General features: G+C 70.0%; 20 protein-coding genes and 1 pseudogene. 13 read left to right on the top strand and 8 right to left on the bottom strand.

Features of this window, described 5'->3' with window-relative positions; genetic code table 11:
- Positions 1-54 precede the first annotated feature (54 nt).
- The 5 genes and pseudogenes from ACRAKF_RS29650 to ACRAKF_RS29630 form a co-directional block, all read left to right on the top strand.
- Positions 55-189 (top strand): annotated as a pseudogene (locus ACRAKF_RS29650) (transcriptional regulator); the annotation flags it as partial.
- Positions 186-422 carry a DUF397 domain-containing protein gene (locus tag ACRAKF_RS29645; protein WP_447040602.1) on the top strand — a complete coding sequence of 79 codons (237 nt, stop codon included), beginning with the start codon at positions 186-188 and terminating at the stop codon, positions 420-422. The pseudogene ACRAKF_RS29650 and the gene ACRAKF_RS29645, both read left to right, overlap by 4 nt.
- Positions 423-428: 6 nt before the next feature.
- Positions 429-1,064, top strand: coding sequence for a DUF7019 family protein (locus ACRAKF_RS29640; RefSeq protein ID WP_447040601.1), 636 nt, complete (start codon positions 429-431; stop codon positions 1,062-1,064).
- A 1-nt stretch (position 1,065) separates the two neighbouring features.
- On the top strand, positions 1,066-2,967 hold the full coding sequence (locus ACRAKF_RS29635; protein WP_447040600.1) for a HEAT repeat domain-containing protein: 1,902 nt from the start codon (positions 1,066-1,068) through the stop codon (positions 2,965-2,967).
- Positions 2,968-3,104: 137 nt separating this feature from the next.
- The gene (locus ACRAKF_RS29630) at positions 3,105-3,485 is read left to right on the top strand and encodes a VOC family protein (protein ID WP_447040599.1); all 381 of its coding nucleotides are present in this window, start codon (positions 3,105-3,107) and stop codon (positions 3,483-3,485) included.
- Positions 3,486-3,566: 81 nt separating this feature from the next.
- On the opposite strand, the gene acnA is transcribed toward ACRAKF_RS29630, so the two are convergent.
- Positions 3,567-6,281: an aconitate hydratase AcnA gene (gene acnA / locus ACRAKF_RS29625; RefSeq protein WP_447040598.1), complete on the bottom strand. Its 2,715-nt coding sequence runs from the start codon at positions 6,279-6,281 to the stop codon at positions 3,567-3,569.
- 290 nt (positions 6,282-6,571) lie between these two features.
- Here acnA and ACRAKF_RS29620 point away from each other — a divergent pair, with 290 nt between their 5' ends.
- The 4 genes from ACRAKF_RS29620 (at position 6,572) to ACRAKF_RS29605 (ending at position 10,876) form a co-directional block, all read left to right on the top strand.
- Positions 6,572-7,324 (top strand): TnsA-like heteromeric transposase endonuclease subunit, encoded by a 753-nt coding sequence (locus tag ACRAKF_RS29620; protein ID WP_447040597.1) that lies wholly within the window; start codon positions 6,572-6,574, stop codon positions 7,322-7,324.
- Positions 7,325-7,680: 356 nt separating this feature from the next.
- Positions 7,681-9,207 (top strand): Mu transposase C-terminal domain-containing protein, encoded by a 1,527-nt coding sequence (locus ACRAKF_RS29615; RefSeq protein ID WP_447042239.1) that lies wholly within the window; start codon positions 7,681-7,683, stop codon positions 9,205-9,207.
- Positions 9,204-10,253 (top strand): ATP-binding protein, encoded by a 1,050-nt coding sequence (locus ACRAKF_RS29610; protein WP_447040596.1) that lies wholly within the window; start codon positions 9,204-9,206, stop codon positions 10,251-10,253. The genes ACRAKF_RS29615 and ACRAKF_RS29610 overlap by 4 nt, the downstream gene beginning before the upstream one ends.
- Positions 10,250-10,876, top strand: coding sequence for a hypothetical protein (locus tag ACRAKF_RS29605; RefSeq protein ID WP_447040595.1), 627 nt, complete (start codon positions 10,250-10,252; stop codon positions 10,874-10,876). Before ACRAKF_RS29610 ends, ACRAKF_RS29605 begins: the two co-directional genes overlap by 4 nt.
- Positions 10,877-11,345: 469 nt before the next feature.
- Here ACRAKF_RS29605 and ACRAKF_RS29600 read toward each other — a convergent pair whose 3' ends face one another.
- Together ACRAKF_RS29600 and ACRAKF_RS29595 are read right to left on the bottom strand one after the other, a co-directional pair.
- Positions 11,346-12,416, bottom strand: coding sequence for a methyltransferase (locus ACRAKF_RS29600; RefSeq protein ID WP_447040594.1), 1,071 nt, complete (start codon positions 12,414-12,416; stop codon positions 11,346-11,348).
- Between the two features lie 53 nt (positions 12,417-12,469).
- Positions 12,470-13,324, bottom strand: coding sequence for a helix-turn-helix domain-containing protein (locus ACRAKF_RS29595; protein WP_447035794.1), 855 nt, complete (start codon positions 13,322-13,324; stop codon positions 12,470-12,472).
- A gap of 120 nt (positions 13,325-13,444) precedes the next feature.
- Here ACRAKF_RS29595 and ACRAKF_RS29590 point away from each other — a divergent pair, with 120 nt between their 5' ends.
- Positions 13,445-14,347 carry an IS5 family transposase gene (locus ACRAKF_RS29590; protein WP_447040593.1) on the top strand — a complete coding sequence of 301 codons (903 nt, stop codon included), beginning with the start codon at positions 13,445-13,447 and terminating at the stop codon, positions 14,345-14,347.
- Positions 14,340-14,732, top strand: a complete 393-nt coding sequence (locus ACRAKF_RS29585; protein ID WP_447040592.1) for a hypothetical protein — start codon at positions 14,340-14,342, stop codon at positions 14,730-14,732. The genes ACRAKF_RS29590 and ACRAKF_RS29585 overlap by 8 nt, the downstream gene beginning before the upstream one ends.
- Before the next feature lie 3 nt (positions 14,733-14,735).
- Here the strand turns inward: ACRAKF_RS29585 and ACRAKF_RS29580 are convergent, their stop codons facing one another.
- Positions 14,736-15,854 carry a sigma-70 family RNA polymerase sigma factor gene (locus ACRAKF_RS29580; RefSeq protein WP_447042237.1) on the bottom strand — a complete coding sequence of 373 codons (1,119 nt, stop codon included), beginning with the start codon at positions 15,852-15,854 and terminating at the stop codon, positions 14,736-14,738.
- Between the two features lie 173 nt (positions 15,855-16,027).
- Here ACRAKF_RS29580 and ACRAKF_RS29575 point away from each other — a divergent pair, with 173 nt between their 5' ends.
- Together ACRAKF_RS29575 and ACRAKF_RS29570 are read left to right on the top strand one after the other, a co-directional pair.
- Positions 16,028-17,122, top strand: coding sequence for an alkene reductase (locus ACRAKF_RS29575; RefSeq protein ID WP_447040591.1), 1,095 nt, complete (start codon positions 16,028-16,030; stop codon positions 17,120-17,122).
- Between the two features lie 233 nt (positions 17,123-17,355).
- Positions 17,356-18,885, top strand: coding sequence for a helix-turn-helix domain-containing protein (locus ACRAKF_RS29570; protein ID WP_447040590.1), 1,530 nt, complete (start codon positions 17,356-17,358; stop codon positions 18,883-18,885).
- A 42-nt stretch (positions 18,886-18,927) separates the two neighbouring features.
- Here ACRAKF_RS29570 and ACRAKF_RS29565 read toward each other — a convergent pair whose 3' ends face one another.
- The 4 genes from ACRAKF_RS29565 to ACRAKF_RS29550 form a co-directional block, all read right to left on the bottom strand.
- The gene (locus ACRAKF_RS29565; protein ID WP_447040589.1) at positions 18,928-21,120 is read right to left on the bottom strand and encodes a hypothetical protein; all 2,193 of its coding nucleotides are present in this window, start codon (positions 21,118-21,120) and stop codon (positions 18,928-18,930) included.
- A complete protein-coding gene (locus tag ACRAKF_RS29560; RefSeq protein ID WP_447040588.1) occupies positions 21,117-21,788 on the bottom strand; it encodes an ABC transporter ATP-binding protein in 672 nt (223 codons plus the stop codon). Before ACRAKF_RS29560 ends, ACRAKF_RS29565 begins: the two co-directional genes overlap by 4 nt.
- 82 nt (positions 21,789-21,870) lie before the next feature.
- Positions 21,871-22,257 carry a hypothetical protein gene (locus tag ACRAKF_RS29555; protein ID WP_447040587.1) on the bottom strand — a complete coding sequence of 129 codons (387 nt, stop codon included), beginning with the start codon at positions 22,255-22,257 and terminating at the stop codon, positions 21,871-21,873.
- Between the two features lie 61 nt (positions 22,258-22,318).
- Complete coding sequence (locus tag ACRAKF_RS29550) at positions 22,319-22,813, bottom strand: hypothetical protein (RefSeq protein ID WP_447040586.1); 495 nt, start codon at positions 22,811-22,813, stop codon at positions 22,319-22,321.
- Positions 22,814-22,816 lie beyond the last annotated feature (3 nt).

Raw genomic sequence — 22,816 nt, 5'->3', positions numbered from 1 at the left:
TGCCGGGGTCGCGCTCCGTCACGCCCCACTTGTCGGACAGAGCGGCCACGAGCACAGCGAGGCAGCCAACTGATCGCCGACCCTGATGAGGTGTCCATTCTGGAGCGCAAGTGTGCGATGCTGCGGACTCAGGCCCTCAACCCCCATGAGACCAGAGGCCTGTTGGAGAACCTGCTAGGAGAGCGATGAGCGGCACCGCGCTTATGTGGTTCAAGTCGACCTACAGCGGCAGCGAAGGCGGCGAATGCCTCGAAGTCGCCTACGACTGGCGAAAGTCCAGCTACAGCAGTGAGCAAGGCGGCGCCTGCGTCGAGGTCGCCGCTCACCCCACCGCCGTACACATCCGCGACTCCAAGAACCCGGACGGCCCGCACTTCACGGTCGCGTCCGAGACCTGGACCGCGTTCCTGAAGCTCCCCTGACGGCACGTGAGGTACTACCTCTACGTCTCCGGCACCAAGCTGGACATGCTGTACGAGCAGATCCCGCCGAAGCTGCTGAAACGGCTCGCCGTCGAGGCGAAGGTCGACCTCAAGGTGCTCAGCGTCGCCGTTCAGTCGCCGCGTGCGGACGTGACCTCGTACGACAAGCTGGACCTCGTCGAGGCCTACTTGGAGCGGGAGTTCGACGTCAGCTGGATGACGGAGCCGAGGCCCTGGTTCCGGGGTGACCTGGAGCTGCGGGTCGCCGGGTACGGGTCTCCCGAGGGGCCGACGTTCATGACGGGGCGGGACGGCGACACCGTCATCGCGCTGATCGGCTCGGCGCACCACCTCCTCGGACAGCGCACCGCGCCCGAGACGATCCAGCGCAGCTACTCGATGCTGCCGTCACTGTTCAGGCTGCTGGACGACACGCCAGGGCGTCCGCACGGACGGGACGCGGCACATGACGTCCTGGAGTTCGCCGAGTCGTTGTCGGAGCCGCCGGTCTACAGCGAGTTCCTCGCACGACGGCTGCTGCACGGCACGGCGACCGGACGGGACGGACGACAGGTCGACATCGTCGTAGGCACGCCGTTGTACGTGGCGATGGCGGACGAGGACACGCGACGGGAGGCCTGACGTGGAGCCGGACATCGTGCGGATGCGGCTGGAGGGTGATGTCGCGGGCCTGGGCGAGGTCATGCGGTCCGGCCCTTCCCCGCACCACATGTGGGCCATCGACCTGCTGCGGGACATCGGCGGGCGGGAGGCGGCCGACGCCCTCTTCGACTGCGTGAACCGGCCCGACGCCTACCCGAAGCGGTTGCACGTGCACGCGCTGTCCGCCCTCGCGGAGCTGCGGGACCGCCGCGCCCTGCCCCGAATCCTCAGGCCGGTACAGCGCGGCGAGTCGAACCACTGGGCACGGGCCCGGATGTACGAGGACCTGGGCGCGGTGGGCGGGCCCGAGGCGGTCAGGGAACTCGTCCACCGGCTGGGCGATCCGCGACCGGCACACATGGTCGTCGAAGCGGTCGCCCGGCTGCGCCCGCCGGAGGCCGTCCCCGCGCTGTTGGCCGCGCTCTGGGCGCTGCTTCCCCGCGACGAGGTGCACACCGTGGAAACACTGGGGGCGATGCGTGACCCTCGTACCGCACCCGCCCTGCTGTATCTGGCGGCGTCGGAAGGCAGCTCACCGCGCCTGCGGAAGGGAGCCGTCCTGGCGCTCGCACAGTTGCCCGAGGACTGCTGGCCGCCACCGGCCGGCCTGGACGTCGAGTTGATGCTGAAGCGCGCGCTGTGCGACCCGGACGCGGCGACCGCACGCCCCGCGGCCACGCTCCTGGCCAGGACCGACTACGGCCTGGAGATACTGCGGAGCCACGTCCACGGCGCCGCGCCGTGGCAACCGGCCGAGTACCGTACTCCGGCCTGCGCCGCCGTCACGGTCTGCGCGCACATCCAGGAACGCCCCGCACGCTTCGGCAAGGACGGCAGGGACGTACCGAACCTGGTCGCACTGCTCGGCGAGCAGTCCATACCGATGGTGCGCAGGGCGGCGGCATCGGCGCTCGGCGCCGTCGGGGGCAGAGCGGCGACCGAAGCGCTGCTCGCCGCGCTGGGTGACGACCGTACCGGCGACACGGTCGCGCGGGCCCTTTCGGCACTGGCCGCGCCGCCCGTACGGGAGTTGCTCGCGATGCTGGCGGACGACTCCCCCGGAGCTCGGCGACAACGCCGGGGCGCCGCGGTCGCGTTGGGGTTGCTGGAGTGCGCGGACGCGGCGCCGCTGCTCCTGGCCGCACTCGGCGCGGAGAACCCCAAAGACGTACGAACAGCCGCCGCCGACGCGCTCGGCGACCTGCGGCACGAACCGGCCTCCGCACGCCTCTCGTCCCTCGTGGGCGACGACGAGGAGCCGGGCACGCTGCGCGCGCGGGCGGTGCACGCGCTGGGCCTCATCGGTGCGCGCGAGTCGCTGCCGGTGCTGCTGACCGCCGTGCACGATCCGTCCGAGCCGGTGCGGGTGCAGGCGGCGCAGGGCCTGGGCCGCTTCCCGGGCCGGGAGGCGGCCGCCGCTCTCGGGGAGGCCGCCTCGACGGACGCGAGTGGTGACGTCGCGCGGAGCGCGGTACGGGCGTTGGGCCGCATGGGCACCCCGGCGGTGCCCGTCCTCGCCGCGTTGGCGGGGCGGTTCCGACGAGACGTGGGGGAGGAACTGGTCACGGCGCTCGCCGAGTGCGCGGGGACCGAAGCGGTGGCAGGGCTGGCCGTATTGACTACCTCGCCGGAGGCCGCGGACGTCCACCTGGCCGCGGTCGGGGCTCTCGCCGACCGCCACTCCCCCGACTGTGTCGCACCCCTGGCGTCGTTGCTCACCGCCGACCACGCCTCCCGCCTGCGCGGCAGCGCACTGCGTGGCCTCGCGGCGCTGGACACGGAGGAGGCCGACGCGCACGTCCTCACGTACTGCCGAACGAAGGGCCTCACAAGCGAGGAAGCACATGCGGCGCTGCGCACCATCGCGGACCGCAGGCGCTGAGCCAGGGCCGGTGATGACGACCGGAAGCCGCTCGACAACGCGCTGTCGTCGTGCTTAAGATCCACGGCGACATCGCGTGTCGGTCACCGGCCGGGTGAGGCATGGAGGTGTCAGGAGATGCCTGTTGGAGGCATTCCTTGTCAGTCGAGTTGAACCACACCATCGTCCACGCCCGGGACAACCGGGAATCCGCGGAGTTCTTCACGGAGCTGCTGGGCCTGCAAGTCACCGGTGAATGGGGCCCGTTCGTCGCGGTGGCCCTGAGCAACGGAGTCACCCTGGACTTCGCCACCGTGCCCGCGGAACACATCGCCACGCAGCACTACGCCTTCCTGGTCTCGGAGGCGGAGTTCGACGCCGCGTACGAGAAGATCACGGCGCGCGGCATCCAGCACTGGGCGGACCCGCACCAAAAACAGCCGGGCGAGATCAACCGCAACGACGGCGGCAAGGGCGTGTACTTCCTTGACCCGGCGGGCCACGCGCTGGAACTGATCACGGTTCCGTACGGCGGCTAGGAACCGCCGCGGCGAACGCGCGAGGGCCGCACCCCGTACGGAACGGGGTGCGGCCCTCAACTGCTCGCCGTATGCGCTGACTTACTTGCGGATCAGGCTGCGCAGCACGTACTGCATGATGCCGCCGTTGCGGTAGTAGTCGGCCTCGCCGGGCGTGTCGATGCGGACGACCGCGTCGAACTCGACACCCGAGTCGGTGGTGACCTTGACCGTGCGGGGCGTCGAGCCGTTGTTCAGCTCGGTCACGCCGGAGAAGGAGAAGGTCTCCTCGCCGGTGAGGCCGAGGGACGAGGCGGTCTGGCCCTCCGGGTACTGGAGCGGCAGGACGCCCATGCCGATGAGGTTCGAGCGGTGGATGCGCTCGTACGACTCGGCGATGACGGCCTTGACGCCGAGGAGCGCGGTGCCCTTGGCGGCCCAGTCGCGGGACGAGCCGGAGCCGTACTCCTTGCCCGCGAGGACGACCAGCGGGATGCCCTGGTCGATGTAGTTGCGCGAGGCGTCGTAGATGAACGAGACCGGCGCGTCCTCCTGCGTGAAGTCACGCGTGAAGCCGCCCTCGGTGCCCGGCGCGATCTGGTTGCGCAGGCGGATGTTGGCGAACGTACCGCGGATCATGACCTCGTGGTTGCCTCGGCGCGAGCCGTAGGAGTTGAAGTCGCGGCGCTGCACGCCGTGCTCCGTGAGGTACTTGCCGGCCGGGGTGTCGGCCTTGATCGCACCGGCCGGGGAGATGTGGTCGGTGGTGACCGAGTCGCCCAGCTTGGCCAGGACGCGGGCGCCCGTGATGTCGGAGACCGGGGTGGTCTCCATCGTCATGCCCTCGAAGTACGGGGGCTTGCGGACGTACGTCGACTCGGTGTCCCACTCGAAGGTGTTGCCGGTGGGGATCGACAGCGCCTGCCACTGGGCGTCGCCCGCGAAGACGTCCTGGTAGGACTTGTTGAACATGTCCTCGCCGATGGAGTTGGCGACGACGTCGTTCACCTCGGCCTCGGAGGGCCAGATGTCCTTGAGGTAGACCGGGTTGCCGTCCTGGTCGGCGCCCAGGGCCTCGGTGGTGATGTCGATCTTCATCGAGCCGGCGAGGGCGTACGCGACGACCAGCGGCGGGGACGCCAGGTAGTTCATCTTGACGTCGGGGTTGATGCGGCCCTCGAAGTTCCGGTTACCGGAGAGGACGGACGTCACGGCCAGGTCGTGGTCGTTGACGGCCTTCGAGACCTCGTCGGGCAGCGGGCCCGAATTGCCGATGCAGGTGGTGCAGCCGTAGCCGACGAGGTTGAAGCCGACCTTGTCGAGGTAGGGGGTGAGCCCCGCCTTGTCGAAGTAGTCGGTGACGACCTTGGAGCCCGGGGCGAGGGTGGTCTTGACCCACGGCTTGCGGGTCAGGCCCTTCTCGACGGCCTTCTTCGCGACGAGCGCGGCGGCGACCATCACGTACGGGTTCGAGGTGTTGGTGCAGGAGGTGATGGCCGCGACCGTCACCGCGCCGTGGTCCAGCTCGTACGTCGAGCCGTCGGGGGCGGTCACGAGGACCGGGTTCGACGGGACGCCGTTCGTGGTGGCCGGGGAGTCGGAGGCCGGGAAGGACTCCTTGCCCGCCTCGTCCACGCTGTCGACGTAGTTGCGGACGTCGCTCTTGAACTGCTCGGCGGCGTTGGCGAGGACGATGCGGTCCTGCGGACGCTTCGGTCCGGCGATGGAGGGGACGACCGTGGAGAGGTCGAGCTCCAGCTTCTCGGAGAAGTCGGGCTCGGCGGCCGGGTCCAGCCAGAGGCCCTGCTCCTTGGCGTACGCCTCGACGAGCGCGACCTGCTGCTCGTCGCGGCCGGTCAGGCGCAGGTACTTCAGCGTCTCGTCGTCGATCGGGAAGATCGCGGCGGTGGAGCCGAACTCCGGGGACATGTTGCCGATGGTGGCGCGGTTCGCGAGGGAGGTGGCGGAGACGCCCTCGCCGTAGAACTCGACGAACTTGCCGACGACGCCGTGCTTGCGCAGCATCTCGGTGATCGTGAGGACGAGGTCCGTGGCGGTGGTGCCCGGCTTCAGCTCACCGGTCAGCTTGAAGCCGACGACGCGCGGGATGAGCATGGAGACCGGCTGGCCCAGCATCGCGGCCTCGGCCTCGATGCCGCCGACGCCCCAGCCCAGGACGCCCAGGCCGTTGACCATCGTGGTGTGCGAGTCGGTGCCGACGAGAGTGTCGGGGTAGGCCTGGCCGTTGCGCACCATGACCGTGCGCGCCAGGTGCTCGATGTTGACCTGGTGGACGATGCCGGTGCCCGGGGGGACGACCTTGAACTCGTCGAAGGCGGTCTGGCCCCAGCGCAGGAACTGGTAGCGCTCCTTGTTGCGGCCGTACTCCAGCTCCACGTTCTGGCCGAAGGCCTCCGCCGTGCCGAACTTGTCGGCGATCACGGAGTGATCGATGACCAGCTCGGCCGGGGCCAGCGGGTTGATCTTCGCCGGGTCGCCGCCGAGCTCCTTGACGGCCTCGCGCATGGTGGCGAGGTCCACCACGCAGGGCACGCCGGTGAAGTCCTGCATGATCACGCGGGCGGGCGTGAACTGGATCTCCTGCGCGGGCTGGGCCTGCGAGTCCCAGTTGCCGAGGGCACTGATGTGGTCGGCGGTGATGTTCGCGCCGTCCTCGGTACGGAGCAGGTTCTCAAGCAGGACCTTCAGGCTGTAGGGAAGGCGTGCGGAGCCCTCGACCTTGTCCAGCTTGAAGATCTCGTACGACTCGTCGCCCACGCGCAGCGTGCTGCGGGCGTCGAAGCTGTTCGCCGACACGACAGTCTCCTTCTATTTTGTGCGCGTTTCCGTCACATCCTGCCGCCACGACTCCTCGTCGATCCGCTAAGGTAAGGCTTAGTTAGGTAACCCTTACCGAGTGGCGGCTTCTGGTGCGCCTCGGCAGATATCTCGATGTCGAGATAACTCTAGTACATGACCCGCCCGCACGACGAGGCACGCCCGGCTGACCGCTGTCATCCAATCGAGTCGTTTGACAGCGAACCCAGTCGTTCCGGCTTCCTTGACAGCGAACCTAGTCGTACGAGGTAACGCGCTGGGGGTGCTGAGTGGCCGTACGGGTCGGGGTGGAGCTTGCGGAGCCGTACGTCGAGCTGTCGTACGTGGATGCTGTACGCGAGCGTCAGCGGCGTCCGCTGCTGGACTGTGTGACGGCCCGGTTCGAGGACGTGGCCGCCGTACGACCGTTTCGCTGGTCACGCGGTGAGCGTCACTTCTCCGGCTGGTACTGGGCGGCAACGACCGGGCAGCACGTCGGTTTCGAATCGTGGCTGGAGCGGGACCGGCTTTTGCTGATGGACTTCGATCCTGAGGTGGTGGGGATCGCCTCGCAACCGTTCTGGCTGCACTGGCACGACGGCGAGCGGGAGCGTCGGCACGCTCCGGACTACTTCGTACGCCACACGGACGGCTCGGCGGTGGTCGTCGATGTCCGCGCTGATGAACGGATCGAGGCGAAGGACGCGGAGGCGTTCGAGGTCACCCGCCTGGCCTGCGGCCAGGCGGGATGGGGCTTCGAGCGGGTCGGGACGCCGGAGGCGGTGCTGCTGGCGAATGTCCGGTGGCTGTCGCGCTACCGGCACCCTCGGTGCCTGCGCGGACCAGTCGTGAACCGGCTCCGGGCAGCTCTCTCGGCCCCGGTCCCGCTGATGATCGGAGCCGATGCCGCCGGCGACCGGCTTGAGACGCTGCCTGCCTTGTTCCATCTTCTCTGGCTCCAGGAAGTGGCCGCCGAGGGACTGGCGGTCGAGTTGCTGGGGGCGTCCACCATCGTGCGCCTGGCGGACGGAGGTGGACGGTGACGGGGAAAGTGCGACGGGTGCCTCCGACGGGCAGGATCGCGGAATTCCCGGAGAGCGCCGCTGAACAGGCCCGCTGGTGGGAGACGCACATTCTGGAGGTTCTGGACGGCTTACCGCCGGATGCTCCAGCAGGGACGGCGCCACGGCCGGAGTTCGATCCGGAACGGAACTCGCTGGCTCAACGGGAGCGGGCCAAGGCTGCCGAGCTAACGGCGGCCGGGCACGCGATGACGGCCAGCGGCGTAAAGCAGAGGCGCCAGCGCTACCAGCGCGACGGGCTGGTCGGACTGGCCGACGGCCGGTCGGCCAAACAGATGCCGTCGTTCGGCCGGGTCGCCCCGGCGGTGGTCGAGGCGATGCGGGAGGCGATCGAGGAGACCGCCGAGGCGTCGTCGAAGACGATCGGCTTCGTGGTCTGGCGGGCGACCCAGATCCTGAACGCACATGAGGACGCGGAAGGTGTCGAGATGCCGTCTGAGCGCACGCTCTACCGGCTGTTCGACAGGCTGGCGGCCGGCACGCACGCGACAGGCTCGGCAACCACGCGCCGTTCGGTGAACGCGCGTCCGACCGGCCCGTTCGGGGAGGTGCCCGCCTGCGCGCCGGGCGAATGGATGCAGATCGACTCCACACCGCTGGACGTCCTGGTGCGACTGGACGACGGCATTGCCGAGAAGGTCGAGTTGACGGCCATGATCGACCTGGCGACCAGGTCACTGGCCGCTGTGGTGCTGCGACCGACGACGAAGGCAGCCGACGCTTCTGCCCTCCTGGCCCGGAGCATCACCCCGGAGACGATGCGTCCTAGCTGGTCAGAAGCCCTTCGGATGTCGCGGTCGGCGATGCCACACCGGCGGCTGCTGGCCTTGGACGAGCGACTGGAGCACGCTGCTGCGAAGCCGGTGATCGTGCCGGACACGATCGTCTGCGACCACGGGAAAGTCTTCATCTCGAACAACTTCCGCGCCTCTTGCCGCTACCTGGGCATCAGCCTTCAGCCGACGCACAAGGCATCACCCTTCGAGAAGGGCGCGATCGAAAAGACGCTGGGTTCGGTGGCGACGCTGTTCGCGCAGTTCGTCGCGGGCTACACCGGCCGGTCAGTGGACCGCCGGGGCCGGGGGCTGGAGAACGGGCCACTGTGGTCCTTGCCCGAGTTGCAGAGCTTGCTGGAGGAGTGGACCGTCGCCGTCTGGCAGAACCGGCCGCACGATGCACTACGGGACCCGGACTCACCGAAACGGGCGTTCTCGCCAAACGAGAAGTACGCGACGCTGCTGGAGTCGTGCGGCTACGTTCCGGCCCCGCTCAGCGGCGAGGACTACATCGAGTTGCTGCCCGAACGCTGGCAGGCGATCAACGCCTACGGCATCCGGATCAATCACCGCACCTACGACGCTCGCGAGTTGACCCCCATGCGCCGCCAGCACTCCGGGGTGGCGGAGAAGAAGGGGCTATGGGAGATCCACTACGACCCCTACGACGTCTCCCGCATCTGGGTACGCGACCGCCGCAGCGAGCCGGCCCGGTGGATCACGGTGTTCTGGAAGCACCTGCACCGCGTCGGCGTCCCGTTCGGTGAGATGGCCTGGGACCACGCCCGTGAACAGGTGCCCGGCGGGAGCGAAGAACAGATCGCCGATGCTGCCGCTGCCCTGCTGCGGCGGGCTCACGACGGCCCTGCCACGGAAGCAGACCGGCCAGCCAAACGCTCAAAGCGAGACCGGCGGATCGCCGCCCGCACCCGGGCCACCGCCACCGATCGGCCGAGCCCTGACTCCTCGGGCGTCGAGCCCGTGCCTGACGATGCGGACACCGAGGTGGCGAAGGTCATCCCGCTGGGCCTGTTCGATCCACTGGCCAACCCTTGGAGGCGCACGTGACCATCTCCGACCCGGCATCCCAACAGGTCGCGTTGGGCGAGATCGACGCCGAAGCCAACCGGCAGTTGACCACCCTGGAGGGATGGCGGAAATCCATCGAGGACCCGCCCGCACCCCCGGTTCTGTTGTCTGCCGGCGAACTGAAGCGGCTGTCCGAGACCGAGCGGGATCTCGACGACGAGTACCGGCTCGACCACCATGCCCGGATGCTCGTGGTCGCTACCTCGTTCGTCGAGAAGACCGTGGTCTGCGGCCGTCGGCTGGTCCTGCTCAACCGCCACGCGATCAGCGCCCGCCGCGGCCTGATGGTCTCCGGGCTTCCCGGAACGGGCAAGACCAGCGCCATCACCCAGCTCGGGCGCGCCCATGAACTCCTCGATCGGGCCCGCCACCCCAACGTCGCCGACCGCATTCCCGTTCTCTACATCACGGTCCCTCCCGCCGCGACCGCCCGCATGGTTGCAGCCGAGTTCGCCCGCTTTCTGGGCCTTCCGGTCCGGGCCCGGTCGAACATGACGGACATCATCGAGGCCGTCGTCGGTGTCTGCACTGATACCCGCACCGGTCTCGTGCTCGTCGACGAAATCCACAACATCTCGCAGGTCACCCGGGCCGGCGGTGAGGTCTCCGACACCTTGAAGTACTTCTCCGAGCGCATCCCTGCCACTTTCGTCTACGCAGGCATCGGCCTGGAGACCAGCGAGCTTCTGGCCGGCACCCGGGGAGCCCAGATCGCGGGCCGCTTTACCCTCGTCCCCACCCGCCCGTTTCCCTACGGCGACGAGTGGAAGGGGCTCGTGGCGACTATGGAGGAGACCTTGCTCCTGCACGACCACCCACCGGGGAGCCTGGTCAAGCTGGACCGCTACCTCCATAACCGGACTGCCGGGATGATCGGCGCGTTGTCCCACGCGATCCGAGGGGCCGCGATCGACGCGATCCTCAGTGGCACAGAACGCGTGACCAAGGAAGGGATCGACGCGATCCCCCTGGACCATGCGGCGGAGACCACGGCGAAGCCGTTGAAGCAGGCAGCCACCCTATGACCGGGTCTTTGTCGGGCCGGCTGGCCCGGCTGCCCGTCCAGATTGCACCGCGACTCGGTGAGGAAACCGACTCCTTCATCCGGCGTCTCGCCCGCGCCAATCACCTCAAGCCCAGCTATCTGCACGGATATCTCTGCGGGCCGCCATTCTGGTTCGGCAAACCCCTCCTGGACCGGCTCGCCGACGCCGCCGGGCGTTCTCCCGAGGTGCTGGAACGCGCGCTCGCGGACGCAAGCTCGCCCCGAGGACGCGCCAAGCCCAACCCCCGCTACCCAGGCAAGGAACTGTTCCCGGGTCGTGGTGAACTCACTTACCTCATCTCCGATGACGCCCGCGACGGGACCATGACCGTCCGTGCACTGGCTGACCGTTACGAGGTCCCGCAGCGGACAATCCGGCTCGTGCTGGACACCGCACGGCCCGCTGATCGTGATGTGAAGTTCCGCAAGGACCCGGTCATGGTCCCCGTCATCCGCCTGGTCGACGACATGCTCGCCCGAGGGGTTCGCGGCAGAGCCATCTGGGCGGAACTGATGGACGAGCACGACTACTCCGTCTCCTACTCGTCCCTGCTCTACTACGTCCACCGCGGTCGTCACATGAAGCGCTACCCGCAGCCATGAGGAACCGGCAAAAAAGCGAGCCCACTCTCGTCCCGACCTTGTTCCAAGCGCTGCCGCGAGAAGGCCCGCCGACGCCGCACGCAGGACCATAGAAGCCAGGTGGCCTAGGCTGTTTCCTTCGGATCACCTTGCTAGACCAGATGTCGACGGCGGCGAGATGGAGTCCGGCGAGGTAGATGATGGCGGTCTTGTCAAATAACGGGTGGTCAGGCCGCGCCGCTGCTTGAACGCCATGTGGATCTTGGTGGTCGGTACGCCGCGAGACCCGGCCGAGGGAGTGGCCGTCCGGCGCACTGGCCGGGGCCCCTTTCGTCCTGAACGACTGTCGGCATGGCCACCGGCCCCAGCGGAAGACGTGCGTCCGCGCGGCCACGGCCGTTTGCGGCACCACCGCCGCCGCCGGTCCAGTGGGCGCCCGGGGGCCGCGTCCTGCAGGTCAGTCGCCCCCTGCCCCGGTGCGTGCTCGTGGTCAGCAGGCCATGGTCTCGATCAGGTAGAAGGGGGCCGCCTCCAGCAGCGGGGTCGCCGACACGATGGACAGTCCCGCGCGGTGGCACACCTCTTCGAAGTCCTTGCGGGTACGTTCCCTCCCGCCCAGGTTCACCAGCATGTTGAGGTCGCTGAGGTAAGTGATCCCGCCGTCTGCGGCGTGCGCGGCGGCGCCGGTACCAACAACTTCGGGAAGCACCGGCTCCACGATCAGGACGTGGCCGCCGGGCGGTAGTACCTCACGGCAGTGGCCGAGGATCGTGACCGCTTGATCGTCCGACCAGTCGTGCAGGACGCTCTTGATCAGGTACAGGTCCGAGCCGCCGGGCACGGAGCGGAAGAAGTCGCCTGCGGCCAGGGAGCAGCGGTCCGCCACCCCGTGCCGGTCAAGCGTCCCCGGTGCCTGGGCCAGACCGTCCTTGGTGTCGTGGAGGACGCCGGTGAGCGCCGGGTGCGCGGCGAGTATGCCGGCCAGGACGCTTCCGTCGCCGCCGCCGATGTCGGTGACCGAAGTGAAGCGGCTGAAGTCGTAGGCGTGCGGCAGCACGGCGGCCGTCTCCTCGGAGGCCTGGCTCATCGCCGCGTTGAAGTCGGCGGACAGCTGGGGGTGTCGGCCGAGAAAGCTGAAAAAGTCGGTGCCGAAGACGGCGTCGAAGGCGATGCCGCCGGTGCGGACGCTGCTGTCTAGGCCGTCCCAGGCCCGCACGATCGCCGGGTCGGTGAACATCCGGACGAACGAGACGAGCGAGTCGGGGCGGCTGGAATCGAGAAGGGCACCGGCGGCAGTCACTGAGAACGTGTCGGGTTCGTGCTCCTGCATCAGGCCCAGGCCGGCGAGGGCGCGCAACAGCCTCGTCATGGGTTGGTGCTCGGCTCCTGCTTCGGCGGCTACCTCGCTGGCCGGTCGCCGGCCGTCGCCGATCAGGTCGAAGACTCCGAGCCGCAATGCGGCGCGCAAGGTCTGCGAGGCCATGCTGCCGAAGGCGAGCTGGACGATCAGGCCTCGGTCGGCCATGGCCTCTTGGGCAGCAGCTGTGTCTACGGTGCTCACGGATGACTTCCTTCCTCGTCGGGATGGGTGGCTCTGGTGTTCGGGGGTGCGGGTCAGAGGCCGGCCAGGACAGCGGGCGTGCACTCGGCGAAGGCGAGGACGTCGCGGTGGAGGTGGGACTGGTCGGCGTATCCGTGCGCCAGGGCGATGTCCGCGGCGTTGCCACCCGCGCGGAGGGACTGGGCGGCCTGGTCGAAGCGGACGAGCATGGCGGCGCGCTTGGGTGTGAGGCCAATCTGGGCATTGAACCGGGACCACAGCCGCTTGCGGCTCCACCCGCAGGACGCGGCGAGGTCGTCGACCCGTACCCGGCCCCCGTGCGTCACGATGGTGTCCCACACACCGGCGACCTCGGGTGCCATTGACGGGCCCTGGGCAGCCCGGCGGGTGAGGAACTCGCTGACCAGCGTGAAACGTTCCTGCCACGCGGTGGCGGCGGCCACCCGTTCACGGAGCTGCCGTTCCTGCCGCCCCCACAGGTCTTCCAGGCCGACGACCCCCCCTTCCAGTTCGTGCGGCGACACACCCAGCAGCGCGTAAGCGGCGCCGGGCGACAGGCACATCTCGATGCACTCGACGTCCCGGCCGTGGATCCGTGTGGAACCGGGCGACAACGACGCGACGAGGCTGGAATGAGGGTTCGGGCTCGCCGAGGGTCGTTGCGTGGTGCCGCCTTCGACCGTGAACGGGTCGTTCCCCAGGCCGATGACGACGACCACGGCAGGCTGGGGAAGCACCCGCAGATCCAGTGCCTGGCCGACGCGATCCCGGAAGCCGGCCATCCGGACACCGGGAACGGCAGGCGCGCCGACGGGCCGCACTACTTCCCACCCGCTGTCAGCTGCATGGTCGCCGTCGGAACCATGGTCCACGGCCACGGCCCCGGCATCCACTTCGTCGCTGTGCATGCCCCCACCCTGACGGACCCGAACCGCCCCGTCTTGGAAAAAAGTTCCGCGGGCCGACGCGCGAAGCCCCAAGCGGCCACCAGGGAGTTGTCTTCGGATCGTCTGATCGTTGGTTGATGTGTGATATTGGCTGACGCCCAGTGGGCGAGGATCGAGCCGTTGCTGCCGGACCGGACTCCGAAGCGGGGAGGGCGGTGGCGGGATCACCGGCAGGTGATCGACGCGATCGCGTTCAAGTACCGCACCGGGACGCCGTGGACGGACCTGCCTGAGCACTTCGGGTCGTGGAAAGGCGTCCACAATCGGCTGCGGAAGTGGGCCGCCGACGGCACCTGGGAGAAGGTCTTCACCGCTCTGCTCGCCCAGGCCGACTCCGAAGGGGACCTCGACTGGGTCATCGCGGTCGACTCCACCGTCGTCCGCGCTCACCAGCATGCCGCCGGCGCCCGCCAAGGGGCCCTGGCCGACGAGCCCGACCATCATGCCCTCGGACGGTCCTGCGGCGGTCTGACCACCAAGATCCACCTCGCTGCCGACGGCCGCTGCCGACCCCTTGCATTCGTCCTCACCCCCGGCCAGGCAGGCGACGCACCCGCGTTCCCTCAGCTCGGGACGTTACGGGCCTCCGGCGCCCTGGCGTCCTGGATGTTCCGCATAGTCCGCAACGAGTGCCTCCGGCGTGCGCGGGCCCGGCTGCGGGACCACGGCGCGCCGCTGCGGGAGGACACCCCCGTGGCCTCGGCCGAGGACGAGGTGCTCCAGCGCATGGACGCGGGCAGGGTGGCGGCCGCGGTCGCCGCGCTGCCCCCCGACCAGCGTCGCGTACTGATCATGCGGGACATCCAGGGCCACAGCGGCCGGATGGTCGCCGATGCGCTGGGCCTCAGTACGGCGGCGATGAAGTCCCGTCTGCACCGGGCCCGTGCGGCGGTCCAGCGGTCGCTGCGGACGGCCCCGGGATCAGCTTCCGCGTCAGCCGCTGGATCAGCTCCTGCATCAGCCTCTGGAGGACACGATGACTGAACGCGGCTCCGGGCCCGGCTCCCGCCCCGGGGGCCCCGGTCCCGACTACGCGAGCAAGTCTCTGCCCGAGCACATCCTGCGCGGTGTCGTGGGGTTCGGCGCGCTGGCCGGCTCTGTCGCCCTCATCCCGGTGGTCGGACTGGTCAGCCTGGTTCTGCTGCCGGTCGGCCTGCTCTCCTTTCGCGGCTGCCCGACGTGCTGGGCGGTCGGGCTGATGCAGACCATCTCGCGGGGCCGCCTCCAGCGCTCCTGCGAGAACGGCCGGTGCGGGCTGACCACAGCCGCCCACGGCACGCACCGCCGGGACAGCGGGGGCAGCGAGGCCAGCCGGGACAGCGGGGGCACCAGGGGCGGCGGGCCGGGGCTGCCTACAGCCACCCCGTAGGCGTCAGGCCTCCGGCAGCAGCGTCACGCGCAGCTCGCGGAGCCGCTTCCGGTCGGCGATCACCTCGTACGCGGCCACCCGCTCGGCCTCCACGCTGATCAGCAGCGCCAGGAGCAGCCGTCCGCGCGGGGCGACGACCAGGCCCACCGAGCCGTCGATGAGCGCCGCCTCGGCACAGCGGGCGTTGCGCCGCAGGAGAACGCTCTCCTCCGCCACGGCCCTGGCGCCCCGCAGCTCCACCGACCGGCCCGCCGGAAGCGCGGCGGGATCCGCCCTGCGTACGACATCCGGGGCGAGGACCGCGAGCAGGGCTTCGAGGTCGCCGCTGCGGGCCGCCGCGAGGAACGTCTCGACGACCCGGCGGTCCCCTACAAGCCGCGGGGCGGTCGCGCGCGGTGTACCGCGGACCTTCTGGCGGGCGCGGCTCGCGAGCTTCTTCGTGGCGACCGGGGTGCGCTCCACGACGGGGGCGATGTCCACGAAGGGCACGGCGAACAGGTCGTGCAGCACGAAGGCCACCCGTTCGGCGGGGCCCAGCGTGTCGAGGACGACGAGCAGCGCGCGGCCCACCGAGTCGGCGAGCAGCACCTCCTCCTCGGGCCCCGCGCCCTCCCCGAATGCCCCGGAGGTCCCCACGGGCTCGGGCAGCCGCTCCCCCGCCGGCTCTTCATGCCGGAGCGCGGCGGAACGCAGTAGATCGAGGCAGAGGCGGGAGACGACGGTACGCAGCCAGCCGGCGAGGTTCCCGATCGCGTCGGCGTCGGCGCGGCTGAGCCGCAGCCAGGCTTCCTGTACGACGTCGTCGGCGTCGCCGAGCGAGCCGAGCATGCGGTGGGCGACGCCGCGCAGGTGGCCGCGGTGCGACTCGAACCGCTCGGCGAGCAGCTCCTGCCGCCGACCGCGGGCGTCACCGTGCGCGTCGCGTTGCGCGCCGCCGTACGCGCCGCCGTGCGCGTCGCGTCGCGCCTCGTCGCACGCGTCGCCGTGCGTGTCGCGTTGCGCGTCCCCGTATACCCCGCCGTGCGCGTCGCGTTGCGCGTCGTGTTGCGCATCGCCGTGCACGTCGCCGTACGCGCCGCGTCGCGCGTCCCCGTATACCCCGCCGTGCGCACCCCCGTTCATGTCCCTGTCCCGTTCCATCGGTCACCTTTCCTCGTCGTGTCCCGTCACCTACATGACGTACACGGCCGAGCCGTGGTGACCATCCCCGTCACCCGATTGCTGTCACCCGATTGCTGTCGCCGTCCAATTCCTGTCACCGATCACCGATCACCGATCACCGATGGAGGAACGCCATGACCACCACCCTCAGCACCCAACCCCTGCTGCGCGGCCTCGACCTCGGTGGGCTTCGCCTGCCGAACCGTGTGGTGATGGCCCCGATCACGCGGGCCCGCGCCACGAACGCCGCCCTCGCGCCGACCGGGATGCACGCCACGTACTACGGGCAGCGGGCCGGGGCGGGGCTGATCATCACCGAGGGGACCTGGGTGAGCGAGCGCGCGATCGGCTTCGTCGACGTGCCCGGGGTCTTCAGCGAGGCACAGGTCGCGGGGTGGCGCGGGGTCACCGATGCGGTGCACGGGCTCGGCGGCCGCATCGTCCAGCAGCTCTGGCACACGGGCGCGGCCTCGCACCCCGATCACCTGGGCGGCGCACTGCCACTCGGCCCCTCGGCGGTCAATCCCGACGAGAGGGCCTTCACCTCCGACGGGTTCAAGGCGACCGTCACGCCGCGCGCGATGACGCTCGCGGACATCCGGGCGACGGTCGAGGAGTACCGCCTGGCCTCGGCGAACGCCCGGCGGGCAGGGTTCGACGGGGTGGAGATCGGCGCCCTCGGCACGTTCCTGCCCGCCCAGTTCCTCAACCCGGCGCTCAACTGCCGTACCGACGCCTACGGCGGTGACCGCGCGGGGCGGCGGCGTCTGCTGCTCGACGTGATCGACGCGGCGGCTGCCGAGTGGGACGGGCGGGGCGTCGGCGTCCGCCTCTCGCCCTACTGGGAGGGCGGCAGCTTCACCGCCGACGCGGCGACGCTCGCCTCGTACGACGAACTGGTCGCCGTGCTGAACGACCACCCCGTGGCGTATCTGCACCTGCGGGGACGGGACCGCGACGAACGCGGCGGGGACTTCGCGGAGTTCACCCGCTACCGGCGGCTCTTCCGAGGCCCCCTGATCGTGAACAATGGCTTCGACCGGGTCTCGGCGAACGCCGCCGTCGAGGAGGGCGTGGCCGACGCCGTGTCCTTCGCCAGGCACTTCATCGCCACTCCCGACCTGGTCAGCAGGTTCGCCGCGGGCCGGGAGCCGTCGCCGGGCGACCCTGCCACGTACTACCGCGGCGGGGCGCAGGGGTACGTCGACCATCCCTCGGCGGCGGGCTGAGCGCGCGCCCCTCCGGGTCCGGGACGGGGCCGCGATGTGACGTGGTGTCCGGTCACCGGTTCAGCGCTGCCGAGATGCGGCTCACGGGCGTCGGGGGCAGAGTGGGTGGACGGCACGGCCCCCCTGATGGCTCCCTGATGGCTCCCCAGGTGGCCCCCCTGATGCCGCCGCGATTCCCCCTTTGGCTCACCCCAGCGCGCGCGTCATCTCATATCTGAGATAACCTGCTGCACATGGCAGACGACTACCTCGTACGTATCGGCAAGCTCATCCGCGACGCCCGCCAGCACAGGGGCTGGACGCAGACGCAGCTCGCCGACGCGCTCTCCACAAGTCAGAGCGCGGTGAACCGCATCGAGCGCGGCAACCAGAACATCAGCCTTGAGATGATCGCCCGTATCGGCGAGGCGCTCGACAGCGAAATCGTGTCGCTCGGCTATGCCGGGCCGATGCACCTGCGAGTGGTCGGCGGACGCCGGCTCTCCGGCTCCATCGACGTCAAGACGAGCAAGAACGCGTGCGTGGCGCTGCTCTGCGCCTCCCTGCTCAACAAGGGCCGGACCGTGCTGCGCCGCGTCGCCCGCATCGAGGAGGTGTACCGCCTCCTGGAGGTGCTCAACTCCATCGGCGTACGCACCCGTTGGATCAACGACGGCGTCGACCTGGAGATCGTGCCGCCCGCGAAGCTGGAGATGGACGCCATCGACGCGGAGGCGGCACGCCGCACCCGCTCGATCATCATGTTCCTCGGCCCGCTGCTGCACCGCATGGACCGCTTCAAGCTCCCGTACGCGGGCGGCTGCGACCTCGGCACCCGCACGATCGAGCCGCACATGATCGCGCTGCGCCGGTTCGGCCTCGAAATCGCCGCCACCGAGGGGCTGTACCACGCCGAGGTCGCGCGCAACGTCACCCCCGACCGGCCCATCGTCCTCACCGAACGCGGGGACACCGTCACGGAGAACGCGCTGCTCGCCGCCGCCCGCAGCGAGGGCACCACGGTGATCCGCAACGCCTCGTCGAACTACATGGTCCAGGACCTGTGCTTCTTCCTGGAGGCGCTCGGCGTGCGCGTCGAGGGCATCGGCACGACGACGCTGACCGTGCACGGCGTCCCGACCATCGACGTCGACGTGGACTACTCCCCCTCCGAGGACCCGGTCGAGGCGATGAGCCTGCTGGCCGCCGCCGTCGTCACGGAGTCCAAGCTGACGGTGTGCCGGGTGCCGATCGAGTTCCTGGAGATCGAGCTCGCGGTCCTGGAGGAGATGGGCCTCGACCACGACCGCACGGCGGAGTACTTCGCCGACAACGGCCGTACGCGCCTGATCGACCTCACCGTCCGGCCCTCCAAGCTGGAGGCGCCGATCGACAAGATCCACCCGATGCCGTTCCCGGGCCTGAACATCGACAACGTCCCCTTCTTCGCGGCCATCGCGGCGGCGGCGCAGGGCAAGACGCTGATCCACGACTGGGTCTACGACAACCGCGCGATCTACCTCACCGACCTCAACCGCCTCGGCGGCCACCTCCAGCTCCTGGACCCCCACCGCGTCCTGGTCGAGGGCCCGACCCGCTGGCGCGCCGCCGAGATGATGTGCCCGCCGGCCCTGCGCCCCGCCGTGGTCGTACTGCTGGCGATGATGGCGGCCGAGGGCACATCGGTGCTGCGCAACGTGTACGTCATCAACCGCGGCTACGAGGACCTGGCGGAACGCCTGAACTCGGTGGGCGCCCAGATCGAGACGTTCCGCGACATCTGAGGGCTGCTGTCCGGCCGGCCCCGTGCTCCCGCGCGGGGCATCTCAGTCGGGGCGCGGCACCCACGAGGCCGCGCGTTTGGCGGCGACGGTCCCGCCGACGAGCGCGGCGACCAGGGCGGTCAGTGCCGTGCCCGCCAGCATGGCCGCCAGCAATGGCCACGACACCTCGCCGCCGTAGGCACCGCCCGTGACCGGCTGGACGAGGACGAGGTGGACGCCGACACCGATGGCGCCCGCCGCGCAGAGCGGCACGCCCAAGGTCCACGCCGCGGTCCGGTGGAACACCCGGCGGTCCCCCGTGAGCACGTTCAGCGGTGCGAGTGCCCGGGCCAGGCGCAGGAACTGGGCGGTGGCCGCGATCGCCATGGCAAGGAGCAGGATCACGGCGCCCAGGGCTGCCAGGAACGGGATCCACCGGGACTGGTGACTTAGTTCGGAGGGCTGTTCCGTACTCTCGCGATGCCCTTCCACGACGGCTTTCGCGGACAGGTGCAGATGTGCGGCGCGCTTGACGGTCGGCAGGTCGAGGCGGGAACCACCTGGCTCGAAGACCAGCGCCTGTAGCCCTTCGCCCTCGGTGAGCGGCTCCACAGGCCCCGACCGCACGAGGACCGGCTCCCCGCCGGGCCCCGGACCCGCGCCGTGTATCCGCCGTTCGAGGTCGCCGAGCGCGACCTGCCGCTGCTTCCCCCGCGGGGGGCACGGCAGGTGGAGGAGGGCCAGGTCGCTGCACGGCGCCTGCATGACGCGCACCGCTTCCGGCCCCTCGCCCAGCCGCCCCAGGGCGACGACCCGCGCCGTCCGGGGCAGCGAGGACCGGAAAGCCTGAGGCAATTCACCCTGGTGGGCCGACCGGACGAGGGCCGCGCTCTCGGCCCGGCCCGGCGTCCTCTCGTGACCGGGCATGACAGACAGCAGGCTGGACAGGATCTGCGCCTGGCCGAGGACACCGATGGCGACCACCAGGACCGCCACCAGACGGACGACGGCGGCCGGTCGTGCGGCCGTGGTCCGCACGGCGATCAGCAGGGCGGGGTCACCCCGGTGCCGCACCGAACCCGCTGCCCTTCCGCTCCACCGTCCCGCGCCCCAGCCCAGCACCCACGGGAGTGTCGCCCACACCCCCGCTACCGCGAAGAGGTAGGCGATGGCCGAGCGCTGTGCCCCGCCGAGGAGTGGCCCCGAGAACACCGCCATGATCACGAAGATGGGGAAGGCGCCGAGGGCAAGGAGTTTCAGCGGGCCCGCCTGTGCGCTCGTGGGCTGGTTCGACCGCGTCCCGGACCGGCGGGCGGGGGCGGGTCGCAGCAGCAGTACCAGGCCGAGGGTCGTCAGCGCCGCGAGCACCATGGCCGCTGTGACGGGGACGATGTGCGCACGGATGTCCGCGGCGGCCAAGGTGTAGCCGATCCACGGCAGTCGTACGTCACTCAGGAGTGCCGGTGCGAGCACCGCCCCGGCGAGCAGTGTCCCGAGCGTGACAGGAAGGACGGCGCCCCCGAGGTCCACGCACAGCCGGGCACCCCTGCCCGCGCCCAGTGCGTCGAAGAGGGCGTCCCTGCGGTCCCGGCCGGCGGCACCGGTACGGGCGGCCGCGACGACCAGAGCCAGCGCGGGCAGCCCGAGCAGCACCGCGAGCAGGGCCCACATCGCTGTCTCCTCACCGACGACCCGCAGGTCGCCGAAGGGGATCCAGTGCCCGCCGTAGCCGGTGATCTTCTCCAGGTCCGCCGTCCGGAGCATGTCCGCCGTCGGCCTGACGTACGCGAGGCGCTCGCCGGGTGAAGCCAGTCCTTCGCTGCCGACCCGCCCGGTGACTCTTCCGTACCGGTGGGTGAAGCCTTCGGCGCGTGGGGCTTCGGCGAGCGCCGGTGACAGCAGGACTTCGCCGGGGGCGGGCCAGTGTCCGACGCCTGGCGGTAGCGGCGCGTCGTCCTCCAGCGGTGCGATCACCACCACGGTGAACTGACGGCCCTCGTAGGAGTCCCAGTAGCGGCTCCACAGGGCTTTCGCCTGCTCGCCGCTCTCGGCGAGCGCCGGGGTCCGGGCGGCACCGCGTTCCGCACGCCCGTCCCAGGTCGCCGAGGCGAGCACGAACGAGCAGAAGGTGAGGGCGAGCACCGCCGACGCGAGCAACAGCGCTGCACGTCGTGTACGCCCCGCCTCGGCGCCGTGGTGGGCCGCGTGTCCCAGGCGCAACAGCTGCCAGGTGAGACGGCGGCCGCCGCCCGTCACGGCGCCGCCGTCAGGCTGCCGCTGTCCAGCTTCAGCGTGCGGTCCGCACGCCGGGCTATCGCGGGGTCGTGGGTGACGACGAGCAGGGCACAGTTCCGAGTCCTCGGCAGGTCGAAGAGGAGGTCCGCGACGAGGTCCCGGGTCCCGGCGTCCAGTGCTCCGGTCGGTTCGTCGGCCAGCAGCAGCGCCGGTTCGCCGATCAGCGCACGGGCGACCGCGACGCGTTGGCGTTCGCCGCCGGACAGTTCACCGGTGAGTGCGCCGTCTGCCCGCACGCCGAGCTCCGCCAGGAGCTCGTGGCTGCGCCGGTAGGCGTCCTCGCGGGGGACGCCGTCCAGGAGTGCGGAGATCGCGACGTTCTCCACGGGGGACAGCTCCGCCAGCAGCTCACCGAACTGGAAGACCATGCCGATGTTCTTCCTGCGGTGCCGGGAGAGGCGGCGGCCTTTCATTCCGACCACGTTCTCGCCTGCCACCATGACCTTTCCCGCCCTCGCGGGGACAAGGCCAAGGACGATGGACAGCAGCGAGCTCTTGCCCGAACCGGAGGGCCCGGTCACGGCCAGGGATTCACCGGCGCGCACCTCCAGGTCCACGCGGTCCAGGAGCGGTCTGTCGTCGATCTCGTAGGTGAGGCCTGCGATGTGCAGGGGCGGGGAGGGCGTCACGGATTCCTGTCTGCTTTCACGGGTACAGAGCTGCCCGGGGCTCGTGCGCCCCGGGCAGGTCACAGCGGACCGACCGGCCCGGTCAGTCGCCGGTGACGATGTGGTCGTCGCTCCACCAACGGCCGCAGTCGTCGGGCCAGTTGTTGATGACGACGCACGCGCGGGCGTCCCAGACCTTGCTGCCGACGCCGCTGTAGGTCCTCTTGCCGCTCCCCTTCTTGTTCCAGAGGGTGAACTTCCTGGTGTCGTGGGCTCGGCGGTTGTACTCCGCCTTCACGGACCGGCCGTCGGCCTTGCGGTCGGCGAGACCGATCTTGCTGTTGGTGCCGTAGCTCCACGCGGCCGCGTAACCGCCGTTCGAGGACGTCACGGAGATGTCCTGCGCGACAGCCAGCGTCGACCCCGCCGCCAGTGCCATACCGAGGGTCACCACGGCGATCCGTGAGAGGGACCTGTTGCGTATTGACATTCTTTTTCGTTCCCCATCATGTGTGGCAGACGATCCACGCCCTCAATGGCGTGGACTTCCGTCAGCGAAGGTCGTACGAGAGGTTCTCGCGCGCCACCCGCTGAACGCTCTTCAGCCTGGCGTCCTCTTCCGGGAAGAGTTCCAGCATCTCGTAGGCGTAGGACGCCGCCTCGATGGAACGGCCGGAGCAGATTTCCTCGTAGAGGATCCAGGAACCGCCGCGGACCACGTCGAGGCACTTTTCGGCGATCTCGTCCTGCTCGCCGTGGACCAAAGCGTGCAGGACCCACATCAGCTGATGCCGGTGCTCGTACGGGGCGCCCGCCGCGAGCGCCGCCATGACCATGCTCGCCGTGGCCACGGCGGGCCGCATGAGGTTCGACTGCACCACGGCGTGGTTGTCCGCCCAGCCCTCCCCGAGGTCCTCCGGAGGCGGGCCGCTCAGAGAGCGCAGGAAGTCCCGCGGAATGTGCTCGGCCGATCTGCGGCATCCGCACGTCATTCCAGCCCAGTCATGCCGGGAGATTTCCACCTGCAAGAGATCGAAAGAATTCACTGC

The organism is Streptomyces sp. DSM 118878, from assembly GCF_052936595.1.
Note: the sequence above shows the minus strand (reverse complement) of the source record. Positions and strands in the feature narration are given on the sequence as shown.